Here is a 25,540-nt window from a genome sequence, read left to right as displayed (position 1 = left end):
TCCCTGTACATGGCGTGTCGCACTGGCTGGTTGGGGTGGTTCTGGGGTCGAGCTTGCTGGGTCGAGCTTACTTGATAAGGGCGCGTTTGCCCTGCGCCAAGGCATAGACTTCCGGCGAACGCTTGCGCGAGGCCGCCGGCTTGCGGATCGCCACCTTGTCGTAGCGGCGGCGCAATTCGCGCACGTAGTCGTCGAAGCCCACCCCCTGGAACAGCTTGATCAGGAAGGCCCCGCCGGGGCGCAGGTGGCTGTCGGCGAACTCCATCGCCAGTTCGGCCAGGTGCATCGCCCGCGCCTGGTCGACCACGTCCACACCACTCATGTTGGGGGCCATGTCCGACAGCACAAGGTCGACGCGCTGGCCGTCCAGCAGCGTCTCCAACTGCGATAAGACGGCGTCTTCCCTGAAGTCGCCATGAAGGAACTCGACCCCGGCCAGCGGCGGCATCTCGAGGATGTCCAGGGCCACCACCCGGCCGCCGTCGCCCAGCGCCTGGCGCACGTACTGCGACCAGCCGCCCGGGGCGGCGCCCAGATCGACCACGACCATGCCCGGCTTGAGCAGGCGGTCGCGCTCGATCAGCTCCTCGAGCTTGTACGCCGCGCGCGAACGCAGGCCCTCGGCCTGGGCCTTCTTCACGTACGGATCGGCGAAGTGCTCGCGGAGCCAGCGGTGGCTGCTCTTGCTGCGGGAGCTGCGGGGCATGCGGGAGAGGCCGGGCGGAAACGCCCGTGGCGGTATGGGCCGCCATGATACCCTGATCCGCCTCCTGCCCCGCCCGGTACCCTCGATGTCAGTTGTCCTGACCGCCGCCCAGAACCGCTTCCTCCGCGGCCAGGCCCACGGCCTCAAGGCCCTGATGCAGGTCGGCGGCAAGGGCGTCACCCCGGCGCTGCTGGCCGAGCTGGACGCGGTGCTGGAGCGGCACGAGCTGGTCAAGGTCAAGGTCGCCGCCGAGGACCGCGAAGCCCGCGACGCGATGATCACCGACCTGGCCGGCCAGACCGGCGCGGCGCTGGTGCAGCGGATCGGCCACACCGCCACCCTGTACCGTCCGGCCCGGGAAAAGCCCGCGATCGTGCTGCCCCGGCCCTGAGCCGGAAGGCGTCGCGCCGATGCAGCTGAGCCACGAACGTCCCGACTATGCCTGGGTCCTGCGCGGCGCCGACGGCCGCCGCGCGCGGGTCAACGAGCGGGTGCTGGAACGCAGCTTCGCCCTGGCGCCAGACCAGCTGCTCGAGGACTGGCCGGCACCGGCCGCGCCCGGCGCGCTGGAACCTGCGCACCTGGAGCCCCTGCTGGCGCTCGCGCCGGAGCTGGTGGTGCTGGGCACCGGCGAGCGGCAGGTGTTCCCGCCGCCGGCGGTCCTGGCGGCCTGCCTGACCCGCGGGATCGGCATCGAGGTCATGGACAACGCCGCCGCCGCGCGCACCTACAACGTCCTGGCCGGCGAAGGCCGGCGGGTGGTGGTGGCGCTGCTGCTGGGCTGAGAGCATTTCATTGCCGTCGTTCCCGCGCGGGCGGGAACCCAGTGACTTTGATCGACGGACTGGACCGGAAAGCGCAAGTCGCTGGGTCCCCGCCTGCGCGGGGACGACGGTCCAGGTTGTGAAGGGGCTCGGGATCCCGTCGTGGCGACGAAGCGCCGTCCCTACCGCTTCGGCAGATACAGCAGCGGATCGACCGGCTTGCCGTTGTAGTGGGCTCGGCGCGCTGCGCCGGGCCGGGGATCCGCCCCCCAGCGCGGCGACCGCCTTCTTAGCGCTTAGGCAGGTAAAGCAGCGGATCGACCGGCTTGCCGTTGTAGCGGATCTCGAAATGCAGCTTTTCCCGGTCCGTGCCGGTACGCCCCATCTCGGCGATCTGCTGGCCGGCCTTCACGCTCTGGCCCTCGGCGACCAGCCGCTTGCGGTTGTGGCCGTAGGCCGACAGCCATTGTTCGTTGTGCTTGACGATGATCAGCTCGCCGTAGCCGACCAGGCCAGCGCCGGAATACACCACCACCCCATCGGCCGCGGCGGCCACCGGCTGGCCGCTGCTGCCGCCGATGTCGATGCCCTGGCGGGTGTTGTCGCCAGCGACGTAGGTCGCCAGCAGCACGCCCTGCGCCGGCCAGCGCCAGCTGAAGCCGCTGCTGGCCGGCGCGGTGGGCGGCGGCGGCGGCCGCGACGGCGCAGTGCCCTCACCGGGCTTGGGCGCCACCACGGTGCGGGTCGGCGCGGTGGCCGTGCCGCGGGTCGCGCCGGCCTGCCCCAGCGCCAGACGCTGGCCCGGATAGATCGTGTACGGCGGCTTCAGGCCGTTCCAGCGGGCCATGTCGTCGACCGACACCCCGTTGCGGCGCGCGATCGAATAAAGGGTGTCGCCCTGCTGCACCACCACCGTGGCGCCGCTGCGCCCGGCCGACGCCGCCGGACCCGCGCCGTCCTGCGGCGTGCGCACCACGGTGCTGCTGCAGGCGGCCAGCAGCAGGACCAGGGCGCCCGCCAGGCACCATCGCATCCGCTCGCGTACGCTCGTTCCGGTCATCGGTTCTCCATCGCTCCCGGCATCGGGCCGTCCGGCGCCCGCCTGCCTGTCATCCGGTGAAATGCCGCAGCAGCCCTTGCGCGGCCAGGCCGCCGCCGCCGATCAGGATACCGAAGTAGACGATCGTGCCGATGTTGGCCAGGTGACCGAGCAGGATCGCGGTGCCGTCGCGCTGGATCATGCCGATGGCGTAGAACAGCAGCGCCAGCCCCGGCAGGGTGTTGCTGAAGGGGATGAACCCGAACGGCGCCATCAGCAACAGTGCGGCAAGGATGAAGGCCAGGTTGTTGAAGATGTCCTGGGCACGGCCGTCGACCAGCCCGCGTAGCCGGTACGGCCGGCTGATCTTCTCCAGCCGGCGCACCCAGTGCAGGCCGCCGGTCAGCGCCGGGCGCAGGCGCGCGGCCGGCAGCGCGCGCTCGCGCAGCTTCGCCGGCAGCCACAGCGGCCGCCGGAACAGCCGGCTGACGCCGACCAGCAGGATCGCCGCGCCGAACACCGTGCTCACGCCGGGGATCGACACCGGGATCAGGAACACCAGGGTCAGCAGGATGGTCAGCAGCAGCAGGCCTTCGTCGCCGAACACCTGCAGCAACTCACCCAGGGTCAGCTGGTCTTCGGGCAGCTCGGCGATGATCGCCTCGAGCTGGTCGCCCAGCGAGCCTGCGTCGTTGATGTCGGAAAGGATCGGACCGGCCATGGCGCTCAGTCGACCGTGCCCGACAGCAGCGGCACGAACGTCACCGCCGCCAGCCGGGTCTCGTCGACGCCGCCGTCCTCGCGCCGGACCAGCTTGACCAGCGCCTGCGAGCCGCTGCCACCGACCGGCGCGACCAGCACCCCGCCGGTGCGCAGCTGCTCCACCAGCGCCGGCACCAGCGCCGGCGCGGCGGCGGTGACGATGATCGCGTCGTACGGACCGTGCTCGGGCCAGCCGATGCGGCCGTCGTCGTGCTTGCTGCGAACGTTCATGCCCAGCGTGCGGAAGCGCTTGCGCGCCTGGCGCAACAGCTCGCCGATGCGCTCGACGGTGTAGACCTCCAGCCCCAGCGCCGCCAGCACCGCGGCCTGGTAGCCGGAGCCGGTGCCCACTTCCAGCACCTTGGCCGGCGCGTTCTCCAGCAGCACTTCGGTCATCCGCGCCACCACCCACGGCTGCGAGATGGTCTGGCCGTGGCCGATCGGCAGCGCGGTGTCCTCGTAGGCGCGACTGGCCAGCACTTCGTCGACGAACAGGTGCCGAGGCAGGGTGCGGATCACGTTGAGCACGCGCTCGTCGGAAATTCCCGCCTCGCGCAGGCGTTCGACCAGGCGGTCGCGCACGCGCTGCGAGGTCATGCCCAGGCCCACCGCCTCCGGCTGCAGGCGCAGGCGCGGGGTCATGCGACCGCTCCGGAGGCGTCGCCATCCGGCGACGCCAGCGCGGCGGTCAGCCCGCCGACCCAGCCGGCCACCTTCTCCAGCGCCTGGTAGCGGGTCAGGTCGACGTGGATCGGGGTGATCGAGATGTGGCCGGTACGCACCGCGTGGAAGTCGGTGCCGGGGCCGGCGTCCTGCTCGGGGCCGGCCGGGCCGATCCAGTACACCGTGCGGCCGCGCGGGTCCGGCTGCGGCACGCAGGGCTCGGAGCGGTGGCGGTTGCCCAGCCGGGTCACTTCGAAGCCACGCACCTCGCCCCAGGCCAGGTCAGGCACGTTGACATTGAGGATGGTGTCGGCCGGCAGCGGGTCGGTGAGCAGGCGCGCCACGATCTCCACCGCCGCGCGCGCGGCGGTCTCGTAGTGCTTGGCGTCGTGGTTGCGGGTGGCCAGCGACATCGCCACCGCCGGCAGGCCGAGGAAACGCCCCTCCATCGCCGCCGACACCGTGCCCGAATAGATCACGTCGTCGCCCAGGTTGGCGGTGTTGTTGATGCCCGACACCACGATGTCCGGCTCGAACTCGAACATGCCGGTCAGGGCCAGGTGCACGCAGTCGGTGGGCGTGCCGGCGACCGAACAGGTGTAATGGTCCAGGCGCTTGATCCGGATCGGCAGGTCCAGGGTCAGCGAGTTGCTGGCGCCGGAACGGTCGCGGTCGGGAGCCACCACGTAGACCTCGTGGCCGGCGTCGCGCAGGCCCTGGGCCAGCGCATGGATGCCGGGTGCATCCACGCCATCGTCGTTGCTTACCAGTACGCGCATGGGGGTCCTCGAAAACGCCCTGCATGATAACCGGAAGCGTCGCGCACGGTCGTGGCGCGCGTGGCGTCGCCGGAACCGCGTGCGCGCGTGCGCTACCCTGTGCCCATGCACGAGGACGAGGACGAGGACGCCCGCCTGTTCCGCGCCGCGATCGGCAAGGTCGCGCCGCTGCGCGCTTCGGCCGCGGCGCCGCCCGCGCGGCCGAAGCCGCGGCCGGCGGCACGGCCGCACGCGGACCCCGGACCGCGCGACGCCGGCGGGCGCATCGCCGACGACCCGGCCTCGGCCCTGCTGCGCGGCGACCCCAGCGCGTTCCGGCGCGAGCGCGTCCCGGCGCGCGCCTGGCAGCGCCTGCGCCGCGGCGAGTTCGCGGTGCAGGACGAACTGGACCTGCACGGCGCCAACGCACTGCAGGCCGAGACCCTGCTGGCCCGGTTCCTGGCCGAGGCCGGCGACGCCGGCTTCGGCTGCGTGCGCATCGTCCACGGCAAGGGCGGCGGCGACGGCGTGCCGGTGCTGAAGAACCTGGTCGACCGCCTGCTGCGCCAGCGCGGCGATGTGCTCGCCTTCCATTCGGCCCCGCCCGCGCAGGGCGGCACCGGCGCGCTGCTGGTCCTGCTGGCCCGCCGCTGACCCGTACGCACGGGTCCGGAACCGGCGGGACGTAAGGCTAGAATGCGCGCCATGGACACGCCCGCCTTCACCGCCGCCGAGCTGGCCGAGCGCTTTTCCCTGCAATTGCAGGGCGAAGGCGGCACCCGCGTGCGCGGCGTGGCCACGCTGGCCAGCGCCGGCCCGGACCAGCTGGCGTTCCTGGCCAACCCGCGCTACCGCCCGCAGCTGGCCGCCTCCGGCGCCGGCGTGGTGGTCCTGCGCGCGGACGATGCCGCCAGCGCCTCCGGCACCGCGCTGGTGGCCAAGGATCCGTACGTGGCCTTCGCCCGCATCTCTGCCCTGTTCGAGCGGGTGCCGGCGCGCGATCCCGGCCTCCATCCCAGCGCCGTGGTCGATCCCACGGCCGAGGTCTCGCCCGACGCCCACGTCGGCCCGTTCGTCAGCATCGGCGCGCGCTCGAAGGTCGGCCCCGGCTGCGTGATCGGGCCCGGCTGCACGATCGGCGAGGACTGCGAGCTGGACGCCGGCTGCGAACTGCAGGCGCGGGTGACCCTGGTCGCCCGGGTGCGGCTGGGCAAGCGCGTGCGGATCCTGCCAGGCGCGGTGCTCGGCGCGGCCGGTTTCGGCCTGGCGATGGACGCCGGCCGCTGGGTCAACGTGCCGCAGCTGGGCGGGGTGGTGGTCGGCGACGACTGCGAGATCGGCGCCAACACCTGCATCGACCGCGGCGCGCTGGACGACACCGTGCTGGAAGAGGACGTGCGCATCGACAACCTGGTGCAGATCGGCCACAACGTCCGCATCGGCGCGCATACCGCCATGGCCGGCTGCTCGGCCGCGGCCGGCAGCGCCAGGATCGGCCGCTACTGCCTGATCGGCGGCGGCGCCGGCGTGCTCGGCCACCTGGAGGTCGCCGACAAGGTCCTGGTCACCGCGATGTCGCTGGTGACCCATTCGATCCGCGAACCCGGCGAATATTCGTCCGGCACGCCCCTCACCGACAACCGTACCTGGCGGAAGAACGCCGCCCGGTTCAAGCAACTGGACGCGCTGGCGCGTCGCGTCAACGCCTCCACCCAGGAAAGTACCGAATGAACGACACCGTGCAGCTCCCCGTCGACGTCAACACCATCCGCGGCCTGATCCCGCACCGCTACCCGTTCCTGCTGGTCGACAAGATCGTCGACCTGGACATCGCGGCCAAGCGCATCGTCGGCGTGAAGAACGTGACGTTCAACGAGCCGTTCTTCCAGGGCCATTTCCCCACCCAGCCGATCATGCCCGGGGTGCTGATCATCGAGGCGCTGGCCCAGGCCGGCGGCGTGCTGACCCAGCTCTCGCTCGGCCGCGACGCGCAGTCCAAGCTGTTCTACATGGTCAAGGTCGACAACGCCCGCTTCAGCAAGCAGGTCGTGCCCGGCGACGTGCTGGAACTGCACGTGCAGATCAAGCGCGTGATCCGCAACATGGCCGTGTACTACGGCGAGGCCAAGGTCGACGGCGAGATCGTCGCCTGCGCCGAAGTGCTGTGCGCCGGCACCCGCGAATGACGCCGGCCTGACCCCCGACAGGACTTCCCCGACGATGAGCGACACCGCCCGCATCCACCCCACCGCCGTCGTCGACCCGGCCGCGCGCCTGGGCGAGGGCGTGAGCGTGGGCGCCTTCACCTGGATCGGCGCCGAGGTGGAGATCGGCGACGGCTGCGAGATCGGGCCGCACTGCAGCTTCCACGGTCCGACCCGGATCGGTCGCGACAACCGCTTCGTCGGCCACGCCGCGGTCGGCGGCGAGCCGCAGGACAAGAAGTTCGCCGGCGAGCGCACCGAGCTGGTGATCGGCGACCGCAACGTGTTCCGCGAGTTCGTCACCCTCAACCGCGGCACCGGCGGCGGCGGCGGGATCACCCGCATCGGCGACGACAACTGGCTGCTGGCCTACACCCACGTGGCCCACGACTGCATCGTCGGCAACCACTGCATCTTCTCCAACAACACCACCCTGGCCGGCCACGTCACCGTTGGCGACTGGGTGATCATCAGCGGCTTCGCCGGCGCCCACCAGTTCTGCCGGATCGGCGACCACGCCTTCCTGGCGATGGGCGCGCTGGCCAACGGCGACGTGACCCCGTTCACCATGATCGGCGGCAACTCGCTGGGGCGGCCGCGCGGGATCAACAGCGAAGGCCTCAAGCGCCGCGGCTTCAGCCCCGAGCGGATCGCCGCGATCAAGCGCGCCTACCGCACCCTGTTCGTCGCCGGCCTGCCGCTGGCCGAGGCGCGCGAGCAGCTGGCGCAGCAGGCGCAGGACAGCGAGGACGTGCGCCTGCTGCTGGACTTCATCGACGGCGGCGAACGGCCGCTGCTGCGCTGACGCGCGGCGAAGGGGCATGCGGCCGGTGAACGAGCGGATCCGGGGAAGCGAGGCGGCGCGGCGCGAGGGCCAGGGGCCGCGCTTCGTGCTGATCGCCGGGGAGACCTCCGGCGACGCGCTTGGCGCCGGGCTGGTCGAGGAACTGCGCAAGCGCTTCCCCGACGCGCGCTTCGCCGGGATCGGCGGCGACGCGATGCGCGCGGCCGGGGTGGAGACCTGGCACGACGCCAGCGAACTGGCGGTGATGGGCCTGTTCGAGGTGCTGCGCCACCTGCCGCGGCTGCTGCGGCTGCGCCGCGAGTTCCGCGCGCGCGCGCTGGCCTGGCGGCCGGACGTGGTGGTCGGCATCGATGCGCCGGACTTCAACCTCGGCGTGGAGCGCTGGTTCAAGCAGCGCGGCGTGCCGACCGTGCACTACGTCAGCCCCTCGGTGTGGGCCTGGCGCGAGAAGCGCGCCGAGAAGATCGGCGCCAGCGCCGACCGCGTGCTGTGCCTGTTCCCGATGGAACCGGCGATCTACGCCCGCCACGGCGTGGACGCCCGCTTCGTCGGCCACCCGATGGCCGACGCGATGCCGCTGCAGCCCGACCGCGACGCCGCGCGCGCGCAACTGGGGCTGCCGTCCGGCGCGCCGGTGCTGGCGGTCCTGCCCGGCAGCCGCCTGGGCGAGATCGAACGGCTCGGCGAGGCGTTCTTCGAGGCGGCCTGGCGGGTGTCGGAGGCGCTGCCGGCGCTGCACGTGGTGGTACCGGCGGCCAACGCCCGCTGCCGCGCGCTGCTGCAGGCGCAGATGTCGCACTCGGCGCTGCCGGTGCTGCATTCGCACCTGCTCGACGGCCAGGCGCGCACCGCGCTGGCCGCCGCCGACGTGGTCCTGCTCGCCTCGGGCACCGCGACCCTGGAAGCCATGCTCTCCAAGCGGCCGATGGTGGTGGGCTACCGCGTCTCGCCGTTGACCTACCGCATCGTGCGCGCGCTGGGCCTGATCAAGGTCGACCGCTACGCACTGCCCAACGTCCTGGCCGGCCGCGACCTGGCGCCGGAACTGATGCAGGACGAGTGCACGCCCGAACGGCTGGCCGCGGCGGTACTGCACTGGTTCCGGTCGCCGGAAGCGGTGGCCGGACTGCAGCCCGTGTACCTCGATCTGCACGACCAGCTGCGCCGCGACGCCTCCGCTTCCGCGGCCGAGGCGATCGCCACCCTGCCCGGCCTGGCGTTCGCACGCGAGGCGAAGGCGTGAGCCGGCGCGCGGCGCGGGCCGTGGCGGGCGACGCCGGCATCGGCCTGTTCGCGATCGACCGCGCAATGCTGCGCGTGGCCGGCGTCGACGAGGCCGGCCGCGGCCCGCTGGCCGGACCGGTGGCGGTGGCCGCGGTGATCCTCGACCCGGTCCGCCCGGTCGACGGCCTGGACGATTCCAAGAAGCTCAGCGCCGCCCAGCGCGAAGCGCTGTACCCGCTGATCGTGGAGCGCGCGCTGGCCTGGCACATCGAGATGGTCGCGGTCGAGGAGATCGACCGGCTCAACATCCTGCACGCCACCCTGGAGGGGATGCGCCGCGCCATCGCCGCCCTGGGGCCGCCGGCGGAGCTGGTGCGGATCGACGGCAACACCCTGCCGCGCGCGCTGCCCTGCATGGCCGAGGCCATCGTCGGCGGCGATGCGCTGGAGCCGGCGATCATGGCCGCCTCGATCCTGGCCAAGGTCGCCCGCGACCGGCTGATGTGCCGGCTGCACGAGGAGCACCCGCATTACGGCTTCGATGCGCACAAGGGCTATCCGACCCCGGCGCACCTGGCCGCGCTGGCGCGGCACGGCCCCTGCCCGCACCACCGGCGCAGCTTCGCCCCGGTGCGCGAGGCGGCCGCGCGCCTGCGCGAACCGGTTCCCTTGTAGGAGCCCAGCTTGCTGGCGACACGGGCGTCGGAATCACGAGGGCGTCGCCTGGGCCGGCGGCGTCGGGTCGCCGGCTGAACCCGGCTCCTACAACAGCCACGGCGCGGCCGCTCTTCTGTAGGAGCTGACTTCAGTCGGCGACACGGGCGTCGGAACCACGAGAGCGTCGCCTGKGCCSGCGRCRTCGGGTCGCCGGCTGAACCCGGCTCCTACAACAGCCATGGCGCGGCCGCTCTTCTGTAGGAGCYGACTTCAGTCGGCGACACGGGCGTCGGAACCACRAGRGCGTCGCCTGTGCCSRCGRCRTCGGGTCGCSGGCTRARCCCGGCTCCTACAACRGCGCATCGGCGATCAGGCYGACTCGYYCKGTCAGGTAGCKGACTKCAGYMGCGCGAAGSACGGCCGCCACGCCAACCGATGCGCTGCCGACATCCAGCGTCGCTTGCCGCACCCCGGAAACGCGAACGGCCCGCCGAAGCGGGCCGTTCCTGCATCGACCGGGATCGACGGCTTCAGTGCTGGTGGCCGCCGTCGCCATGCACGTGGCCGTGCTCGATCTCCTCGGCGCTGGCCTCGCGGACCTCGACGATCTCCACGTCGAAGTGCAGGTCCTTGCCGGCCATCGGATGGTTCAGGTCCACGTCGACCACGCTGTGGCCGACCTTCTCCACCGTCACCGCGCGCGGACCGAAGTTGGTCTGCAGCACCACCTGCATGCCCGGCTGCAGCTTCGTATTGCCGAAGTGCTTCTTCGGGATGCGCTGACCCAGGCCCTCGCGGCGCTCGCCGTAGGCCTCGGCGGCCGGCACGTCGACGCCAAAGCTCTCGCCCTCGGCCTTGTCCTGCATCGCCGCCTCCAGGCCCGGGATGATGTTGCCGTGGCCGATCAGGATCGCGATCGGCTCGCGCTCCTTCGAACTCTCCAGCGGCTCCTGCCCGACCTCGGACACGGTGTAGTGGAAACGGACGACGCGGTCTTTTTCGATCTTCATGCGCAACTCGGTGTGGCTGCCAGGGAGCCGGCAGCGGGTGGGCGGCTTGTCGGCCGCGAGGGAGTGCGGCCATGATGGCCGCCGTGAGGAAAGACCCGCATTATCCCGCCCCGCTCCCGCCGGTGCCAGTTCCGGCCCGGCTGGCGCTGCTCGCGCTGGCGCTGCTGCTGGCCGCCTGCGGGCGCGACGCGGTCCGCGCCGACCTCCCGGCCGGCGGCCACTGGCCGCAGGTCGCCCCGGCCGACCCGGCCGACCCGGCCGCAGCCAACGCTGTCACCCTGCGCGCGCTGAGCCTGGTCGGCACTCCCTACCGCTATGGCGGCAACACCCCGGAATCGGGCTTCGACTGCAGCGGCCTGGTCAACTACGTCTATCGCGACATGCTAGACCTGCGCCTGCCGCGCAGCTCGCGCGACCTGGCCGCGGTGCAGGGTCCGCGGCTGGAGCCGCGCCGCCTGGCCAGCGGCGACCTGGTGTTCTTCGGCAGCAGCGGCAACGTCAGCCATGTCGGCATCTACGTCGGCGAAGGCCGCTTCGTGCACGCCCCCAGCAGCGGCGGCACGGTCCGCCTGGACCGGCTGGACGGTCCGTACTGGCGCGACAACTACAGCGGCGCGAAACGTGTTCTGCGGTGAAATGGGACACGCATCACGTCGTTATTTACGAAAATTTAACTTATTGTGAACATCAAGGGACGGTGAAAACGGCATGATCGTGCAATTGCCGTAAAGTGATCCGCGCGTGACGACCGACGACCTGCGCCCAGGCCAGCCTGCCGCCACCCCTGCCGCCCGCTCCCGCCGGGTGTTGCCTCCCCTACTCTCCCTGCTGCTGGCCCTCCCGGCCACGCCCCTGCTGGCGGCCCCGGAGCCGGCTCAGATCGTGCCCGAACCCCTGGCTCCGGCCGCGGTCGACGTGACCGTCCCGGCCGAACTGGAACTGCCGGCACCGCCGGTCGCCGCCGCGCCGGCTCCGGTGGCGCCCACTGCGGCCGCCGCCGAAGCCCCGGCCGCCTCCGGCCTGCGCCAGAAGGCCGATGCCGCGGCCAACGCCACCCTGGCCGCGCTGCTGCCGCACCTGGCCGGCAACGACAGCATCCCGCTGCTGGACCGCTCGGCGATGTTCGCCGGCGACGTCAGCCGCCTGCTGGCCGCCTACGACCTGACCCTGGGCGTGCCCGCCCAGGCGTCCCATGCGCAGGAAGGCCCCGTGCAGCAGGTGCTGAAGGCGGCGATGTCGCTGATCGGCACGCCCTACCGCTGGGGCGGCTCCTCGACCGAAGGCTTCGACTGCAGCGGCCTGGTCGGCTATGTGTTCCGCAGCGCGCTCGGGGTCGAGCTGCCGCGCGTGTCGCGCGAGATGGCCGCCACCGCTGACGGCGAGCTGATCCGCGACCGCAGCCTGCTCAACCCGGGCGACCTGGTTTTCTTCGGCCTGCGCGGCCGGATCAACCACGTTGGTATCTACGTCGGCGACGGCCAGTTCCTGCACGCACCCAGCCGCGGCAAGGACGTGCGCGTGGACCGCATGGATTCGGGCTACTGGGGCAACCGCTTCATGCAGGCCCGCCGCGTCGAGATCTGATCCGGACGCAGGCCGCACTCCCACCCCGAAGGCCGCCGCGAGGCGGCCTTCGTCTTTACCGGGGGACGTGGCGACCGGCACCGCCCGCGCGTCCATGCCGCGCAGCAGCGTGACCGCGGGGCCACGCCTCGGCGATCTTCACCGCAACCGGACGAGAGGGGGATCGCGATGCAGGCGACGCTGCTGACCAGCCTGATGCTGCCGCTGGCGCTGGGCGTGATCATGTTCGGCCTCGGCCTGGGGCTGGGCGTCGACGACTTCCGCCGGGTGGCGCGCTACCCGCGCGCGGTGCTGATCGGGCTGGCGCTGCAGACCCTGCTACTGCCCTGGGTCGCGTTCGGCCTGGCGCTGGCCTTGCGCCTGCCGCCGGAACTGGCGGTCGGCCTGATGCTGCTGGCCGCTTCGCCCGGCGGCGCCACCGCCAACATCTACAGCCACCTGGCGCGCGGCGACGTGGCCCTGAACATCACCCTGACCGCGATCAACAGTGCGCTGTGCCTGCTGACCCTGCCGGTAATCCTCAACCTGTCCCTCGAGTACTTCATGGGCGCCGGCCAGTACGTGCCGCCGCCGACCCGCAAGATCGTCGAGGTCGCGGTGATCATCCTGCTGCCGGTGCTCGCCGGCATGACCGTGCGCGCGCTGGCGCCGGCGGCGGCCGCGCGGGCGGAACGGCCGCTGCGGCTGCTGGCGGTGCTGGTGCTGGGCCTGCTGATCGTGGCCTCGCTGTCGCAGTCCTGGCGGATCCTGGTGCAGTACCTGGCTGCGGTCGGCGCCGCCTGCCTGCTGTTCAACCTGGCCAGCATGGCCGCCGGCTACCTGGCGCCGCGCGCGTTGCGGCTGCCGCACGCGCAGGCGGTCGCGATCTCGATGGAGATCGGCATCCATAACGGCACCCTGGCGATCTACGTCGCGCTGAACGTGCTGGAGAACAGCGCCATCGCCGTGCCGCCGGCGATCTACAGCGTGCTGATGTTCTTCACCGCCGCCGCGTTCGCCTGGTGGGCGACGCGCGGCCCGCGCCGCCAGCAGGCGGACGGCGTCGCCTGACCGGCGTGCCGGCGGCGTCGGCGCGGCGGAAACCGCGCCGGCGCACACCGCTCATTCGCGCGAGCCTTCGTGTTCCAGGCCGACATTGCTCGAGGCCAGTTCGTAGGTGTCCCGGTCCAGCAGCCCGGTCTCCTTGGCCACCAGCACCGGCACCAGCATCTGCCCGGTGACGTTGGTCATGGTCCGCATCATGTCGAGGATGCGGTCGATCGCCACCAGCAGGGCGATGCCCTCCAGCGGCAGCTTCGCCGCGCTCAGCACCAGGGTCACCATCACGATCGCCGTACCCGGCACCCCGGCGGTGCCGAAGCTGCCCAGCACCGAGGCCAGCAGGATCACGAAGTACTGGTTCAGCGACAGGTCGATCCCGAAGTACTGGGCCACGAACACGGCGGTCAGCGCCGGGTAGATCGCGCCGCAACCGTCCATCTTGATGCTCGCGCCCAGCGGCACGGCGAACGCGGCGTAGTCGCGGTCCACGCCCAGGTTGTGGGTAACGCTGCGCAGGGCCACCGGCATCGAGGCGAAGCTCGACGAGCTGACGAAGGCCACCTGCATGCCGGGCGCGGCGCCGCGGAAGAACCGCAGCGGGTTCAGCCCGTGCGCCAGCAGCAGGCCGCCGTAGACGACCACGATGTGCAGCGCGCAGGCCAGGTACAGGGCGAAGACGAAGTTGCCCAGCGGCAGCAGCTTCTCGAAGCCGTAGCTGCCGACCAGCCCGGCGATCAGGCCGAAGGTGCCCAGCGGGGTCATCTCGAGCACGAAGCGGGTGACCTGGATCATGGTCTCGCTGGCCTCGCCGGCCAGCGCGCGCAGCCGCGCGGTGCGCTCGCCGAGCTTGACCAGGGCGAAGCCGACCAGCCCGGCGAAGAAGATCACCTGCAGGATCTTGCCGTCGGCCAGCGCCCGGAACGGATTGGCCGGGACCACGTCCAGCAGCACCTGCACCGGCGTGGGCACCTCGCGCGGGGTGTAGTCGGCGGCCATCTCCAGCCCGGTCACGCCATGCCCGGGCTTGAGCACCAGGCCGACCGCCAGCCCGACGCACACCGCCAGCGCGGCAGTGGCGGCGAACCAGAGGAAGGTGCGCCCGCCGAGCGCGGCCACCGACTTCTGCCCGTGCAGCGAGGCCACCGCGTTGATCACCGCGAACAGCACCAGCGGCACCGCGATCATCCTGATCAGGGTCACGTAGACCGTGCCCAGCGGCCCGAACCAGGTCTGCGCCGCCGGCCCCATCAGCCAGCCGGCCAGCGCGCCGAGGACGAAGCCGGCCAGCACGCGCTGCCAGAACGGAATGGCCAGCCAGGCCGACACCAGTCTCATCGTCGAGGGCAATCCGGGAATCCGTGGAGCCGGCACGATAGCCCATGGCACCGGCACTGGCGATGGCGGCGATGGAACGCCGGGATGTCATCGGCACGACATTGCGGCGGCGGCATAATACGGGCCTCCACCCACCGCGCCGCCGGCGTCAGGGCACGGCGCCGCGGCAGCGGTGCGTAGCCGCAGCCCTGACGCATGCGCCAACGCCGAGCCGCGATGCACCCCTCCAGGCTGTTGCTGCCCCTGTCCGCCTTCTGCGCAACCCTGCTCGGCGCCTGTGCCGCCACGGGCGGCAGCCCGCGGGAGGTTTCCGCGGTCGCAGTGTCCGTGCCGGCGGTCGCCCATCCCGGTGGCGAGACCGCGGCGTGGTGGTACCGCAGCGGCGCGGCGCAGGCCGCGAGCCGCGGCGCGATGTCGGGCCGGGCGAAGAACGTGATCGTGTTCCTCGGCGACGGCATGAGCCTGACCACGGTGGCGGCCGCGCGCATCCTCGACGGCCAGCGCCAGGGCCGACCCGGCGAGGAGAACCTGCTGAGCTGGGAGCGCTTCCCGCATACCGCCTTCAGCAAGACCTACAACACCGACTCGCAGACCCCGGACTCGGCCGGGACCATGAGCGCGATCACCACCGGGGTGAAGACCCACATGGGCGCGATCGCCGTGTCCGCCGGCGACCGCCACGACTGCGCCGACAGCCTGGGCAAGCACCGCCTGACCTGGCTGCAGCTGGCCGACAGCGCCGGCATGGCCACCGGCATCGTCTCCACCGCGCGGCTGACCCACGCCACCCCGGCGGCGACCTGGGCGCATTCGCCCAACCGCGACTGGGAGAACGACACCGACCTGCCGGCCGCGGCCGTGGCCCAGGGCTGCGTCGACATCGCCCGGCAGCTGGTCGCCACGCCCTACGGCCGCGGCCCGACCGTGCTGCTGGGCGGCGGCCGTGCCGAGTTCCTGCCCGCCGAGCAGCGCGACCCGGAGTACGACGACAAGGTCGGCCTCCGCCTGGACGGGCGCGACCTGGTCGCCGAGTGGAAGAACGCGCATCCGCAGGGCGCCTACGTGTGGAACCGCGCGCAGCTGCAGGCCGCGGCCGATGCGCCGGCGGTGCTGGGCCTGTTCGAGCCGGACCACATGCAGTTCGACCACGACCGTGACCGTGCCGCCGAGCCCTCGCTGGCCGAGCTGACCGCCGAGGCGATCCGGCGCCTGTCGCGCGGGCCGAACGGCTACGTGCTGATGGTCGAGGGCGCGCGCATCGACCACGCCAACCACTACGGCAACGCCTTCCGCGCACTGGACGAGACCATCGCCATGTCCGAGGCGGTGCGCATCGCGGCGGAGATGACCTCGGCCGACGATACCCTGATCCTGGTCACCGCCGACCACTCGCACACCCTCAACTTCGTCGGCTACCCGGTGCGCGGCAACCCGATCCTGGGCAAGGTGCGCGGTGCCAGCGGCGAGGACGACGGCAACGGCGGCTACGCGCGCGACGCCACCGGCCTGCCCTACACCACGCTCTCCTACGCCAACGGGCCCGGCAACACCGGCGAGAGCAACCGCCAGCCGGCCGGGCCCAAGCGGTTCCTGCACGCGCCCAGCAGGTTCGAGCCGGTGCAGGGCCGTCCCGACCTGTCGCGGGTCGACACCGCCGACCCCGACTACCTGCAGGAAGCGCTGGTGCCGCTGAAGGCCGAATCGCACGGCGGCGAGGACGTGGGCATCTGGGCACGCGGACCGGGCAGCGGGGCGGTCCGCGGCACGCTCGAGCAGAACGCGATCTACCACGTCATCGTGCAGGCGACCCCGCGCCTGCGCGAGCGCCTGTGCCAGGCCGGCACCTGCGACGGCAACGGCGTGCCGGTGGAACTGCCGCAGCCGGCGGAGTTCATGCGGAAGCGCTGAGCCACCACGCCCTCGCTCCTTCGTTGTTGTAGGAACCGGGCTTGCCCGCGACCCGACGCCGTCGGCACAGACGACGCCTTCAGGCCCCCTGCCGCCACGCGCTCAAATGGGGTCAGGTTCAATTATTTCCGGGAAAAATGAACCTGACCCATTTGTGGACCCCATTTGTGACGTGTTGCCGTCGACACAGGCTACGCCCCTGTGACACCGACGCCCGGGTCGCCAGCAAGCTGGGCTCCTACACAAAACCGCGTCGCCGCGGTCTCAGAACGGCTTGGCCAGCACCAGCCAGATCACGACCAGCAGCGCCAGCACCGGCAGTTCGTTGAACAGCCGCAGCGTCCGTGACGCGGGCAGCGCGCGCCCCTGGTCGACGCCCTTGAGCCAGCGCCCGGCCACGATGTAGTGCGCCAGCATCAGCGCGACCAGTGCGAGCTTGGCGTGCAGCCAGCCGGCGGGCGAGCCGACCATGGTCGGGAACCCGTCGACCACGCGATAGCCCAGCCACAACACCACGCCGAGCAGCGCCGCCAAGCCGAACATGTGGTGGCCGAAGCGGTACAGCCGCCGCCCCATCAGCAACAGCCGCGCCTGCACCTCCGGCTGGCCCGCCGTTTCGGCCAGGTTGACCAGGATCCTGGGCAGGTAGAACACGGTCGCCATCCAGGCGACCACGAACAGCAGGTGGAACGACTTCACCCAGAGATACGTGGCGTACATGCGCGGCGGCCTGCGGCTAGGATGTGCCGATTCTCGGCGATGGCCCGCACGCTGTCGAACCGGCGAAGTCCCATCCACGTTCCCAACGACCTCGCACGCCACGATGACCAAGCTCTACGACCAGCGCTATTTCGACCACTGGTACCGCCGCGAAGGCGTGCAGGACCCGCGGCGCCTGGCGCGCAAAGTCGCGCTGGCGGTGTCGGTGGCCGAGCATTACCTGGAACGCCCGCTGCGCAGCGTGCTCGACATCGGCTGCGGCGAGGGCGCCTGGCGCGCGCCGCTGCTGAAATTGCGGCCAAAGCTGCGCTACCTGGGCTTCGACGCCAGCGAGTATGCGATCGCCCGGCATGGCACGCGGCGCAACCTGCACCTGGCGCGGTTCGGCGACTTCGCCTGGCTGCGGCCGTGCGCGCCGGTCGACCTGCTGGTCTGCGCCGACGTGCTGCACTACCTGCCCGCGCGCGAACTGGCGCAGGGACTGCCGGGCCTGGCCGAGCTGTGCGGTGGCGTCGCCTTCCTCGAGGCCTTCACCGCCGAGGACGAATTCGAGGGCGACACCGACGGCTTCCAGGCGCGTCCGGCGCGCTGGTACCGGCGACGGCTGCAGGCGCAGGGCTTCACCGCGGTCGGCTCGCATTGCTGGCTGGGGCCGGCGCTGGCCGGCAGCGCCTCGGCGCTGGAGCGTTTGTAGGAGCTGACTTCAGTCGGCGACACGACGACGTCGGCACAGGCGACGTACTCGTGACTCCGACGTCGTCGTGTCGCCGACTGAAGTCAGCTCCTACAAGAAGCCGCCGCCACTATGCGGGCCGCTACCGCCGGCGCGCGGACCAGTCCTGCACGATCCGCGCAATCGCAGCCACGCCATCGGTCAACGCCGCCGGCCCCGGCTGCAGGATCAGCGGCGACTTGATCTCGTGCAGTTCGCCGTTGCGCACCGCCGGGATCGCGTCCCAGCCCGGACGCGCGGCGACCTGCTCCGGCCGGAACTTCTTGCCGCACCACGAGCCGAGGATGATGTCCGGCGCGCGCGCGACCACCGGGTCGCCGCTGGCCAGGATCCGCGCCTTCGCCAGCGGTTCGGCGGACAGGTCCGGGAACACGTCGTCGCCGCCGGCGATGCGCACCAGCTCGGCCACCCAGCGGATGCCGGTGATGATCGGCTCGTCCCATTCCTCGAAGTACACCTTCGGCCGCACCGGCAGCGACGCCGCCTCGCGTTCGATGGCGTCGAGCCCGCGCCGCAGCGAATCGGCGTAGGCGGCCGCGCGGTCGCCCGCCCCCACCAGCGTACCCAGCCGGCGCACGTAGTCGAGGATGCCCTCGACGCTGCGGTGGTTGGCGATCCACACCTCGACCCCGCGCCGGACCAGCTCGGCGGCAATGTCGGCCTGGATGTCGGAGAAGCCGATCGCCAGGTCCGGGCGCAGCGCAAGGATCGCCTCGGTCTTCGCGCTGGTGAACGCGCTGACCTTCGGTTTCTCGCGCCGCGCCTGCGGCGGGCGCACGGTGAAGCCGCTGATGCCGACGATGCGGTCCTGCTCGCCGAGCGCGTACAGCGTCTCGGTCGGTTCCTCGGTCAGGCAGACGATGCGTTGCGGCCCCATCAGCGCACCGGCTTGCGGAAATAGACCACGCGCTCGGTCTGCTCGAAGCCGCAGGCCGCGTGCGCGGCCAGACTGGCGCGGTTGTCGGCCAGCGCGTCGGAGGCCAGCTCGCCGCAGCCCTGCGCACGCGTCCATTCCTCGACCGCCGCCACCAGCGCACGCCCGACCCCGCGCCCGCGCCAGGCCGGCACCACGTACCAGCCTTCGAGGAAGCCGACCGGCGAGGAGCCGGTGCCGTTGACGTATTCGCGCCGCAAGCTCGCCTCGGCCATGCCGACGACGCCGCCGCCGGCCTCGGCGACGAACGCCGCCGCGTCGCCGTCGCCCTCGAGCATCGCGTGCGCCTCGGCATCCAGTTCCACGGCGTCGGCATCGGGCCACAACGCGCTGCGCATGGCCACCCATGGTCCCAGGTCGGCGGCGACTGCCGCGCGCACCCGCACGCGGCTCACGGATACCGCATCCGCTTGGACCAGTGGCCCTCGATCTCGTGCTGGTAGCACCAGCGCTCGTGCAGGCGGTAGCCGGCGCCGTACCAGAACTCGAACGACACCGGCACCACCCGGAACCCGCCCCAGCCCGGCGGGCGCGGCACCTCGCGGCCGTCGAACTCGGCCTCGACATCGGCCAGGCGCGCGTCGAACTCCTCGCGCGAGACCAGCGTGGCCGACTGCTTCGAGGCCCAGGCGCCGAGCTGGCTCATCCGCGGGCGGCTGGCGAAGTAGGCGTCGGCCTCGGCGTCGTCGACCTGCTCCACCCCGCCCTCGATCCGCACCTGCACCCCGGCCTCGCGCAGGTGCCGCCACAGGAACAGCAGCGCCGCATGCGGGTTGGCCCGCAGGTCGCGTCCCTTCGGGCTGTCGAGGTGGGTGAAGAACACGAAACCGTTCGCGTCGAACGACTTCAGCAGCACGGTGCGCGCGGACGGCCGCCCGTCCGCGCCCACGGTGGCCACGGCCATCGCGTTGGGATCGGCGATGCCGCTGGCCACGGCCTCGTCGAGCAGCCGGCCGAAGGTGGCGAGCGCCTCGGCGTACAGCAGGTCGGTCATGGCGGCCTCCACTTGCGCGACAGGGGCACGTATTGTGGACCCATGCCCGGGACGACGCACGCCGGCTTTCCCGAATCGCTGGCGCGCGAGGCGCTGGCCGCCAGCGGCGCGCGCCGCGGCGACGGCCTGCGCGTGCTCGGCATCGGCGGCCTGCAGGGCAGCGGCAAGAGCACGCTGGCGGCACAGGTGGTGGCCGCCGCGCAGGCGGCGGGCCTGTCGGCAGCGACCGTGTCGCTGGACGACTTCTATCTCACCGCTGCGCAACGTCGCGCGCTGGCGCACGAGGTGCATCCGCTGCTGGCCACCCGCGGCCCGCCGGGCACGCACGACGTCGGGCTGGCGCTGGCGACGATCGACGCGCTGCGCGCCGGCGGCACCCCGCCGCTGCCGCGCTTCGACAAGCTCGGCGACGACCGCGCGCCGGCATCGCGGTGGCCACGCCCGTCGCGGCCGCTGGACCTGCTGGTGTTCGAGGGCTGGTGCCTAGCGGTGCCGGCCGAAGCAGCGCAGGCGCTGCGCGATCCGCTCAACGCGCTGGAACGCGACGAGGATGCGGACGGCCGCTGGCGCCGCTGGTGCAACCGGGCGCTGGCGGACCACTACCCGGCGCTGTGGTCGCGGATCGACCTGCTGTGGTTCCTGCAGCCGCCGGATTTCGACACCGTGTACGCCTGGCGCTGGCAGCAGGAGCAGGCGCTGCAGGCGGCCGACCCCGGCCGCGCCGGCATGGATCGCGCCCGCCTGGAACGCTTCGTCCAGCACTACGAACGGGTCAGCCGGCAAGCGCTGCACACGCTGCCGGGCATCGCCGACACCTGCGTGCCGCTGGATGCACGGCGCCGCCCCGGTACGCCCGTGCATGCACCGCGCCATGAGCGGAACGGACCCGGATTTTTCAGACAAGTCTGATTGGCACCGGTGCGCGGCAGCGTCAGATTTCGCTGCATGGGGGGAATCGGAACCGCCGCGAAGCAGCCGGGGCCCGGCTGCACGCTGATGTGCCGGACACCGGCGCCGACGCGGTTCCGGCACCTGTCCAGGCCGCGCCATGCCGTTTCGCCCCGTCCCCCGGGGGGTCGGCACCCCAGCGGCCCGTCCGGGTCCCCACGGGCCCGGACGTCCTTTTTCCTTCCTTTCCCTCACGGTTCGCCGTCCTCCCGGTTGGCGCGATGCTTGCGTCTGCTTTTCCGGGCCGGATCCGTTTGCCGTGCCGGATCCGGCCTCACCGCCCCGCCTTCGGAGCCGCCGATGGAACGCCGTCCCTCCCTGGCACCACCGCCCGCCAGCGCTCCACGGCGCCGTGCGGCCGCCGCATGGGCGCTGCTGCTGCCGCTGCTGCTGGCGCCGCCGGCGGCGCTGGCCGCCGCCGCGGCGGGCGGCGCCATGCCGGCGGGTTGGCTGCTGCTGGCCGGCGCCGGCGCCGGGGCGCTGCTGGCCGCGGCCGCCACGGCGCTGCGGCGACGGATGCGCCGCGCCGCCCTGGCCAACATGGCGGTCGACACGCATACCGGGGCGATGCTGGAAGCGCTGCCCTGCGCGGCGTTCGTGAAGGACGCCCGCGGACGCTACGTGGCGGTGAACCGGGCGTTCGCCACCCTCTACGACTGCCAGCGGAGCGACGTGCTGGGGCGGACGCTGGCGCAGACCCGGCACGTCCACGGTCCCGACAGCGAGCCCCTGCAGCAGGCCGACGATGAACTCGAACTCACCGGCGCGCGGGTGGTCCGCGAGATCGAACGCCCGGCCGGGGACGGCAGCGCGCGGCTGGTGCCGCAACTGCTGTCGCTGCAGCTGCAGCCGCTGGCGACCGCCAGCGGCTTCCCGTGCGCGAGCATCGGCACCCTGTGCGACGTGACCGCACTGCGCGAGGCACGGCAGGCCGGCGAGGCAGCCGCGCGCACCACCGACACCTTCCTGTCGATGATGGGCCACGAGATCCGCACCCCGGTCGCCGGCGCGCTGGAGCTGGTGGAACTGCTGGCGCAGACGCCGCTGGACCAGGAACAGGCGCACCTGCTGGGCATGCTCGAGGATTCGGTCGAGACCCTGCTGCACATCGTCGGCGACATCGTCGACTTCTCGCGCATCGAGGCCGGCGAATCGACCCTGGAGCCGGGCCCGTGCGACGTACGTGCGCTGGCCGACGGCGTACTCGCGCTGTTCGCGCCGCAGGCGATGGACAAGGGCCTGCGCCTGTACGCGGGCATGGACTGGCGCCTGGCGGCCGAATACCGCTGCGACGCCGCGCGCCTGCGCCAGGTGCTGGCCAACCTGGTCGGCAACGCGATCCGCTTCACCGAGGCCGGGCACGTGGAACTGCGGGTCGAGCTGGCCGGCCACACGCCCGATGGCCAGCGCCTGCGCTTCACCGTCTCCGACACCGGCATCGGCATGTCGGCCGAACACCTGCAGCGGGTGATGCAGCCGTTCGCCGGCGACGGCGAACCGGACCGGCACCGCACCGGCCTGGGACTGGCCCTGTGCCGCCGGATCGCGCGCCTGATGGACGGTACGCTGGACCTGTCCAGCCTCCAGGACGAGGGCACCGTCGCCCGCCTGGAGGTGGTCCTGCCCGTGGTCCGCCAGCTGCAACCGCAGGCGGACATGGCCGGCCGGATCGCGCTGCTGTGCACCCGCGACCGGCGCCTGGGCTACGGCCTGGCCAACGCGCTGTCGGCCCTGGGCTTCAACCTGATCGAGGCCACCCCCGCCGACCTGGCCGACATCGGCGCCGATGACGCGCACCTGTTCGTGGTCGACGCGGCGCTGGCCGCCGCGGGCAGCCTGCCGCCCGGCGCACGCCTGCTCCGCATCGTCGACCTGCGCGCACCGGAAGCGGCGCGCCTGCCGGCCGACGGCGCGGTGAACCTGGCGGGCATGCCGCTGCTGTGGCGGGCGACGGTCAAGGCCTGCCATGCGGCGCTGGACCTGGCCCCGCCCGAAGCGCCGGCCGACCCCGCCGCCGCGTCCGCCGCCGCGCCCGGCGCGCGGATCCTCGTGGCCGAGGACCATCCGATCAACCGCGCGGTGATCTCGCGCCAGCTGCAGCGCCTGGGCTACCGGCACGAACTGGTGGAGAACGGCGAACAGGCGCTGCAGGCGCTCGCCCGCGAGCGCTTCGACCTGCTCGTCACCGACTGCCGCATGCCGGTGCTGGACGGCTACGCGCTGGCCCGCCGGATCCGCGCGTCCGAGCGCGGCGGTACCGCGCGCCTGCCGATCATCGCGCTGTCGGCGAGCATGCCGCCCGACCAGGCCCGGTCCTGCGCCGATGCCGGCATGGACGGCTTCATCGCCAAGCCCGTGCAGTTGCACGAACTGGAAACCGTGCTCGCCGCGCACCTGCCGCGGACGGTACCGACGAAAGCCGTGGAGGCGCCTGCACGGCCCACGCCGGCCGACGCTTCCAGCCAGCGCCAGCTGGCCGAGCTGATGGACGCGTTCGGCTCGCCGCGGCAGGTGCGCGACGTGCTGCAGCGGCTGCTGGAAGCCGGCCGCCAGGACATGCAGGCGCTGGACCGCGCGCTGCGCGACGGCGACGTGCAGGAACAGCGCGAACTGCTGCACCGCATCGGCGGCTCGCTGCGCCTGCTCGGCGACGCCTGCGGCGCCGGCCAGCCGCTGCCGGCCGGCCACCGCCAGCGACGCGATGCGCTGGTACGGCGCCTGGACGCGCTCGCCGGGCTGCTGGCCGGCCTGGATCCACCGGCGGTGGTCGAGGACGGCGGGTGATGCCGCAGCGGGATGCGCCCCCGTCGGCCAAGGCAGCCACGGACGGCGGCGTCCCGCGAACCCTGCGCATCATCCTGGCCGACGACCACCCGGTCGTCCGCAGCGGTGTGCGCATGCTGCTCGAGCACAACGCCGGCGCCGCGGTGGTGGCCGAGGCCGGCACCCCCGAGGAACTGTTCGCCGCGCTGGCGCGGGTGCCGGCCGACCTGGTGCTGACCGACTTCAGCATGCCCGGCGGCGGCGCGGCCGACGGCCTGAGCATGCTCGGCCGCCTGCAGCGGCGCTGGCCGGAGGTGCCGGTGATCGTGCTGACCATGGCCGGCAACGCGAGCGTGCTGCAGGCGATCCTCGACACCGGCGTGCGCGGCCTGCTCAACAAGTCCGACGCGCTGACCGAACTGACTCTGGCGGTGCAGGCGGTCTCGCACCGGCGCCTGTACCTCGGCGCGGGCATCCGCCGCCTGCTGGAGGCCGCGGGCGTGGAAGGCGATGGCCCGCGCGGCACGCTGTCGCGGCGCGAGACCGAGGTGCTGCGCCTGTTCTCCTCCGGGCTGACCGTGTCGGAGATCGCGCGCCGCCTCGAGCGCAGCGTGAAGACGGTGAGCCGGCAGAAGATGGACGCGATGGCCAAGCTCGGCCTGCGCAGCGACCTGGAACTCTACGCCTACGCGCGCGAGCACGGCCTGCAATCCTGAGCACTGCTTCCGCGGCGCATGTGGCGCGCGTCGAGGATCGACGCTTTTCAGACGAATCTGATGGTCCGCACGCCGCCGCGCGGCAACCATCGACCCATGGACACGACGTTGACTCTCCCGCATCCGGGGCACGCGTCTTCTTTCATGGACGAACGCGGCGGCTGGGATCCGCACGACCACGGTGGCAAGGGCTGGCACCAGCTCACCCACGCCGCGGTGGTGATGGCCTGGCGGCGCGACCCGGAGGTGATGTGCGACCTGGTCGCGACGCTCATGGACATCCACCTGCACCACTGCAGGCGTTCGGCCGAGCGCACGCTCGACGAACTACACCTGATGATCTCGCTGGAACTGCAGCAGCTCAGCGGCGAGCCGGACTAGGCTATGGCGTCAGCCGGCGCACTTCGCATAGGGCGAGCCCGCGAGCCAGGGCTGGTAGCGCGCCGGCATCGGCGGGCCGCCCTTCCAGCCGTAGTCGTGCCCTTCGACCACCAACGTGCCGGGTTTCTGGCCGGGGTCGACGGTCAGCATGAACGGGGCTGCGCCGCTGGCGTCGTCCCAGTACGGGAAGAACGCATGGGCGCTGCCCTCGTACTGCGCCCCGAAGTAGCTGACCGCGTATTCGGGCCGGTTGGCGCGCTCGACCCGGCCCTTGCCTTGGTCCAGGGCGAAGCCGGCGGCGTCGACCACCACCTGCGGATACTTCGCGCAGTCGCGCTTGGGGCCATAGCGGCCGTACAGCGATTCCAACCCCTTCATGTCCTGCAGCGGAACCGCGCCGACGGGAACCACGCCCGCGATCGAAGCGACTCCTGCCAGCGCCAGTGTTGCGGCCCACCTGTGCATGGCTGCCTCCCGGGAAACGCGGCAATCGCCGCGGGACGACGAGGGGTGGGAACCCGCCCGGATTCCGCACCCGCCATCCGATGACCGGGACAACGCCGGACAGCCGCCTGAGCGGCCAACATGCGCTACTGCACGATGAAGGTCACCCGCAGGTTGACCCGCCACTCGACGATGTTGCCCTCGCCGTCGGTCTCGACCTTGGTCTCGCTGATCCAGGCGCCCTGGATGCCCTGCACCGTTTCGGAGACCTTCTTCAGGCCGCTGCGCACGGCATCCTCGGCGCTGGTCTTGGACGCGGCGCTGATTTCGATGACTTTGGCGATCGACATGGACCCAGCTCCTGCTGCGGGCGCTCGCGCGCCGGGACCGGCAGTCTGGGCGCGGCGTCGTTAACGCCACGGCACGGCGCCGTGAGTCCCGCGGGTG

30 protein-coding genes are annotated in these 25,540 nt (G+C 72.3%); 17 read left to right on the top strand and 13 right to left on the bottom strand.

What is annotated here, in order from left to right; genetic code table 11:
* Positions 1–67: 67 nt before the first annotated feature.
* Positions 68–706: a 23S rRNA (uridine(2552)-2'-O)-methyltransferase RlmE gene (gene rlmE, locus WQ53_RS12285; RefSeq protein WP_052632784.1), complete on the bottom strand. Its 639-nt coding sequence runs from the start codon at positions 704–706 to the stop codon at positions 68–70.
* An 85-nt stretch (positions 707–791) separates the two neighbouring features.
* On the opposite strand from rlmE, the gene yhbY reads away from it, so the two are divergent.
* Together yhbY and WQ53_RS12275 are read left to right on the top strand one after the other, a co-directional pair.
* Complete coding sequence (yhbY, locus tag WQ53_RS12280) at positions 792–1,097, top strand: ribosome assembly RNA-binding protein YhbY (protein WP_052634074.1); 306 nt, start codon at positions 792–794, stop codon at positions 1,095–1,097.
* 19 nt (positions 1,098–1,116) lie between these two features.
* On the top strand, positions 1,117–1,491 hold the full coding sequence (locus WQ53_RS12275) for an Mth938-like domain-containing protein (protein WP_052632782.1): 375 nt from the start codon (positions 1,117–1,119) through the stop codon (positions 1,489–1,491).
* A 268-nt stretch (positions 1,492–1,759) separates the two neighbouring features.
* Here the strand turns inward: WQ53_RS12275 and WQ53_RS12270 are convergent, their stop codons facing one another.
* Genes WQ53_RS12270 through surE form a run of 4 tightly spaced genes read right to left on the bottom strand, consistent with a single transcriptional unit; the run spans position 1,760 to position 4,713 of the window.
* On the bottom strand, positions 1,760–2,530 hold the full coding sequence (locus tag WQ53_RS12270; protein ID WP_052632780.1) for a peptidoglycan DD-metalloendopeptidase family protein: 771 nt from the start codon (positions 2,528–2,530) through the stop codon (positions 1,760–1,762).
* Positions 2,531–2,579: 49 nt separating this feature from the next.
* Complete coding sequence (locus WQ53_RS12265; protein ID WP_052632778.1) at positions 2,580–3,230, bottom strand: exopolysaccharide biosynthesis protein; 651 nt, start codon at positions 3,228–3,230, stop codon at positions 2,580–2,582.
* A 5-nt stretch (positions 3,231–3,235) separates the two neighbouring features.
* Positions 3,236–3,913 carry a protein-L-isoaspartate(D-aspartate) O-methyltransferase gene (locus WQ53_RS12260; RefSeq protein WP_052632776.1) on the bottom strand — a complete coding sequence of 226 codons (678 nt, stop codon included), beginning with the start codon at positions 3,911–3,913 and terminating at the stop codon, positions 3,236–3,238.
* Entirely contained in the window at positions 3,910–4,713 is an 804-nt protein-coding gene (gene surE / locus WQ53_RS12255) for a 5'/3'-nucleotidase SurE (protein WP_052632774.1), read from the bottom strand. Before surE ends, WQ53_RS12260 begins: the two co-directional genes overlap by 4 nt.
* 105 nt (positions 4,714–4,818) lie before the next feature.
* Between surE and WQ53_RS12250 the strand changes: the two genes are divergently transcribed.
* From WQ53_RS12250 to rnhB, 6 genes are read left to right on the top strand one after another with little or no spacing between them, the layout of a single operon-like run.
* Positions 4,819–5,346, top strand: coding sequence for a Smr/MutS family protein (locus WQ53_RS12250; protein ID WP_052634073.1), 528 nt, complete (start codon positions 4,819–4,821; stop codon positions 5,344–5,346).
* A gap of 51 nt (positions 5,347–5,397) precedes the next feature.
* Positions 5,398–6,423, top strand: coding sequence for a UDP-3-O-(3-hydroxymyristoyl)glucosamine N-acyltransferase (gene lpxD, locus WQ53_RS12245; protein ID WP_173427215.1), 1,026 nt, complete (start codon positions 5,398–5,400; stop codon positions 6,421–6,423).
* A complete protein-coding gene (fabZ, locus tag WQ53_RS12240) occupies positions 6,420–6,878 on the top strand; it encodes a 3-hydroxyacyl-ACP dehydratase FabZ (protein WP_052632770.1) in 459 nt (152 codons plus the stop codon). The genes lpxD and fabZ overlap by 4 nt, the downstream gene beginning before the upstream one ends.
* A gap of 34 nt (positions 6,879–6,912) precedes the next feature.
* Positions 6,913–7,701, top strand: a complete 789-nt coding sequence (lpxA, locus tag WQ53_RS12235; RefSeq protein ID WP_052632768.1) for an acyl-ACP--UDP-N-acetylglucosamine O-acyltransferase — start codon at positions 6,913–6,915, stop codon at positions 7,699–7,701.
* Between the two features lie 25 nt (positions 7,702–7,726).
* Entirely contained in the window at positions 7,727–8,944 is a 1,218-nt protein-coding gene (gene lpxB / locus WQ53_RS12230; RefSeq protein ID WP_428992249.1) for a lipid-A-disaccharide synthase, read from the top strand.
* Complete coding sequence (rnhB, locus tag WQ53_RS12225; protein WP_428992248.1) at positions 8,941–9,600, top strand: ribonuclease HII; 660 nt, start codon at positions 8,941–8,943, stop codon at positions 9,598–9,600. Before lpxB ends, rnhB begins: the two co-directional genes overlap by 4 nt.
* Positions 9,601–10,112: 512 nt before the next feature.
* Here the strand turns inward: rnhB and WQ53_RS12220 are convergent.
* Positions 10,113–10,592: an FKBP-type peptidyl-prolyl cis-trans isomerase gene (locus WQ53_RS12220; protein WP_052632764.1), complete on the bottom strand. Its 480-nt coding sequence runs from the start codon at positions 10,590–10,592 to the stop codon at positions 10,113–10,115.
* Between the two features lie 74 nt (positions 10,593–10,666).
* Here WQ53_RS12220 and WQ53_RS12215 point away from each other — a divergent pair, with 74 nt between their 5' ends.
* The 3 genes from WQ53_RS12215 (at position 10,667) to WQ53_RS12205 (ending at position 13,226) form a co-directional block, all read left to right on the top strand.
* Positions 10,667–11,227: a C40 family peptidase gene (locus tag WQ53_RS12215; RefSeq protein ID WP_082113141.1), complete on the top strand. Its 561-nt coding sequence runs from the start codon at positions 10,667–10,669 to the stop codon at positions 11,225–11,227.
* A 193-nt stretch (positions 11,228–11,420) separates the two neighbouring features.
* Positions 11,421–12,176: a C40 family peptidase gene (locus WQ53_RS12210; protein ID WP_428992291.1), complete on the top strand. Its 756-nt coding sequence runs from the start codon at positions 11,421–11,423 to the stop codon at positions 12,174–12,176.
* 168 nt (positions 12,177–12,344) lie between these two features.
* On the top strand, positions 12,345–13,226 hold the full coding sequence (locus tag WQ53_RS12205) for a bile acid:sodium symporter family protein (protein ID WP_052632759.1): 882 nt from the start codon (positions 12,345–12,347) through the stop codon (positions 13,224–13,226).
* A 51-nt stretch (positions 13,227–13,277) separates the two neighbouring features.
* Here the strand turns inward: WQ53_RS12205 and WQ53_RS12200 are convergent, their stop codons facing one another.
* The gene (locus WQ53_RS12200; RefSeq protein ID WP_052632757.1) at positions 13,278–14,552 is read right to left on the bottom strand and encodes a dicarboxylate/amino acid:cation symporter; all 1,275 of its coding nucleotides are present in this window, start codon (positions 14,550–14,552) and stop codon (positions 13,278–13,280) included.
* A gap of 216 nt (positions 14,553–14,768) precedes the next feature.
* On the opposite strand from WQ53_RS12200, the gene WQ53_RS12195 reads away from it, so the two are divergent.
* Entirely contained in the window at positions 14,769–16,460 is a 1,692-nt protein-coding gene (locus WQ53_RS12195; RefSeq protein WP_052632755.1) for an alkaline phosphatase, read from the top strand.
* A 264-nt stretch (positions 16,461–16,724) separates the two neighbouring features.
* Here WQ53_RS12195 and WQ53_RS12190 read toward each other — a convergent pair whose 3' ends face one another.
* Positions 16,725–17,180 carry a CopD family protein gene (locus tag WQ53_RS12190; protein ID WP_052632753.1) on the bottom strand — a complete coding sequence of 152 codons (456 nt, stop codon included), beginning with the start codon at positions 17,178–17,180 and terminating at the stop codon, positions 16,725–16,727.
* A gap of 103 nt (positions 17,181–17,283) precedes the next feature.
* Between WQ53_RS12190 and WQ53_RS12185 the strand changes: the two genes are divergently transcribed.
* Entirely contained in the window at positions 17,284–17,874 is a 591-nt protein-coding gene (locus WQ53_RS12185) for a class I SAM-dependent DNA methyltransferase (protein WP_052632751.1), read from the top strand.
* Positions 17,875–17,995: 121 nt separating this feature from the next.
* Here the strand turns inward: WQ53_RS12185 and WQ53_RS12180 are convergent, their stop codons facing one another.
* From WQ53_RS12180 to pdxH, 3 genes are read right to left on the bottom strand one after another with little or no spacing between them, the layout of a single operon-like run.
* Positions 17,996–18,790, bottom strand: coding sequence for a cobalamin-binding protein (locus WQ53_RS12180; RefSeq protein WP_052632749.1), 795 nt, complete (start codon positions 18,788–18,790; stop codon positions 17,996–17,998).
* On the bottom strand, positions 18,790–19,185 hold the full coding sequence (gene aac(6'), locus WQ53_RS12175) for an aminoglycoside 6'-N-acetyltransferase (RefSeq protein ID WP_052634071.1): 396 nt from the start codon (positions 19,183–19,185) through the stop codon (positions 18,790–18,792). Before aac(6') ends, WQ53_RS12180 begins: the two co-directional genes overlap by 1 nt.
* A 53-nt stretch (positions 19,186–19,238) precedes the next feature.
* On the bottom strand, positions 19,239–19,841 hold the full coding sequence (gene pdxH / locus WQ53_RS12170; protein ID WP_052634070.1) for a pyridoxamine 5'-phosphate oxidase: 603 nt from the start codon (positions 19,839–19,841) through the stop codon (positions 19,239–19,241).
* A 42-nt stretch (positions 19,842–19,883) separates the two neighbouring features.
* On the opposite strand from pdxH, the gene WQ53_RS12165 reads away from it, so the two are divergent.
* The 4 genes from WQ53_RS12165 to WQ53_RS12150 all read left to right on the top strand — a co-directional run bounded on the left by WQ53_RS12165 (position 19,884) and on the right by WQ53_RS12150 (position 24,649).
* Complete coding sequence (locus WQ53_RS12165; protein ID WP_236685859.1) at positions 19,884–20,750, top strand: kinase; 867 nt, start codon at positions 19,884–19,886, stop codon at positions 20,748–20,750.
* Between the two features lie 339 nt (positions 20,751–21,089).
* Positions 21,090–23,573 (top strand): ATP-binding protein, encoded by a 2,484-nt coding sequence (locus WQ53_RS12160; RefSeq protein ID WP_082113012.1) that lies wholly within the window; start codon positions 21,090–21,092, stop codon positions 23,571–23,573.
* Positions 23,573–24,268, top strand: coding sequence for a response regulator transcription factor (locus WQ53_RS12155; RefSeq protein WP_082113011.1), 696 nt, complete (start codon positions 23,573–23,575; stop codon positions 24,266–24,268). Before WQ53_RS12160 ends, WQ53_RS12155 begins: the two co-directional genes overlap by 1 nt.
* Before the next feature lie 144 nt (positions 24,269–24,412).
* On the top strand, positions 24,413–24,649 hold the full coding sequence (locus tag WQ53_RS12150; RefSeq protein ID WP_052632748.1) for a hypothetical protein: 237 nt from the start codon (positions 24,413–24,415) through the stop codon (positions 24,647–24,649).
* Between the two features lie 9 nt (positions 24,650–24,658).
* Here WQ53_RS12150 and WQ53_RS12145 read toward each other — a convergent pair whose 3' ends face one another.
* Together WQ53_RS12145 and WQ53_RS12140 are read right to left on the bottom strand one after the other, a co-directional pair.
* A complete protein-coding gene (locus tag WQ53_RS12145; protein ID WP_144409320.1) occupies positions 24,659–25,114 on the bottom strand; it encodes a hypothetical protein in 456 nt (151 codons plus the stop codon).
* 125 nt (positions 25,115–25,239) lie between these two features.
* On the bottom strand, positions 25,240–25,443 hold the full coding sequence (locus tag WQ53_RS12140) for a dodecin family protein (protein ID WP_052632744.1): 204 nt from the start codon (positions 25,441–25,443) through the stop codon (positions 25,240–25,242).
* Between the last annotated feature and the right edge of the window lie 97 nt (positions 25,444–25,540).

It is taken from the genome of Pseudoxanthomonas suwonensis, assembly GCF_000972865.1.
In the GTDB taxonomy this organism is placed as follows: domain Bacteria; phylum Pseudomonadota; class Gammaproteobacteria; order Xanthomonadales; family Xanthomonadaceae; genus Pseudoxanthomonas; species Pseudoxanthomonas suwonensis_B.
Note: the sequence above shows the minus strand (reverse complement) of the source record. Positions and strands in the feature narration are given on the sequence as shown.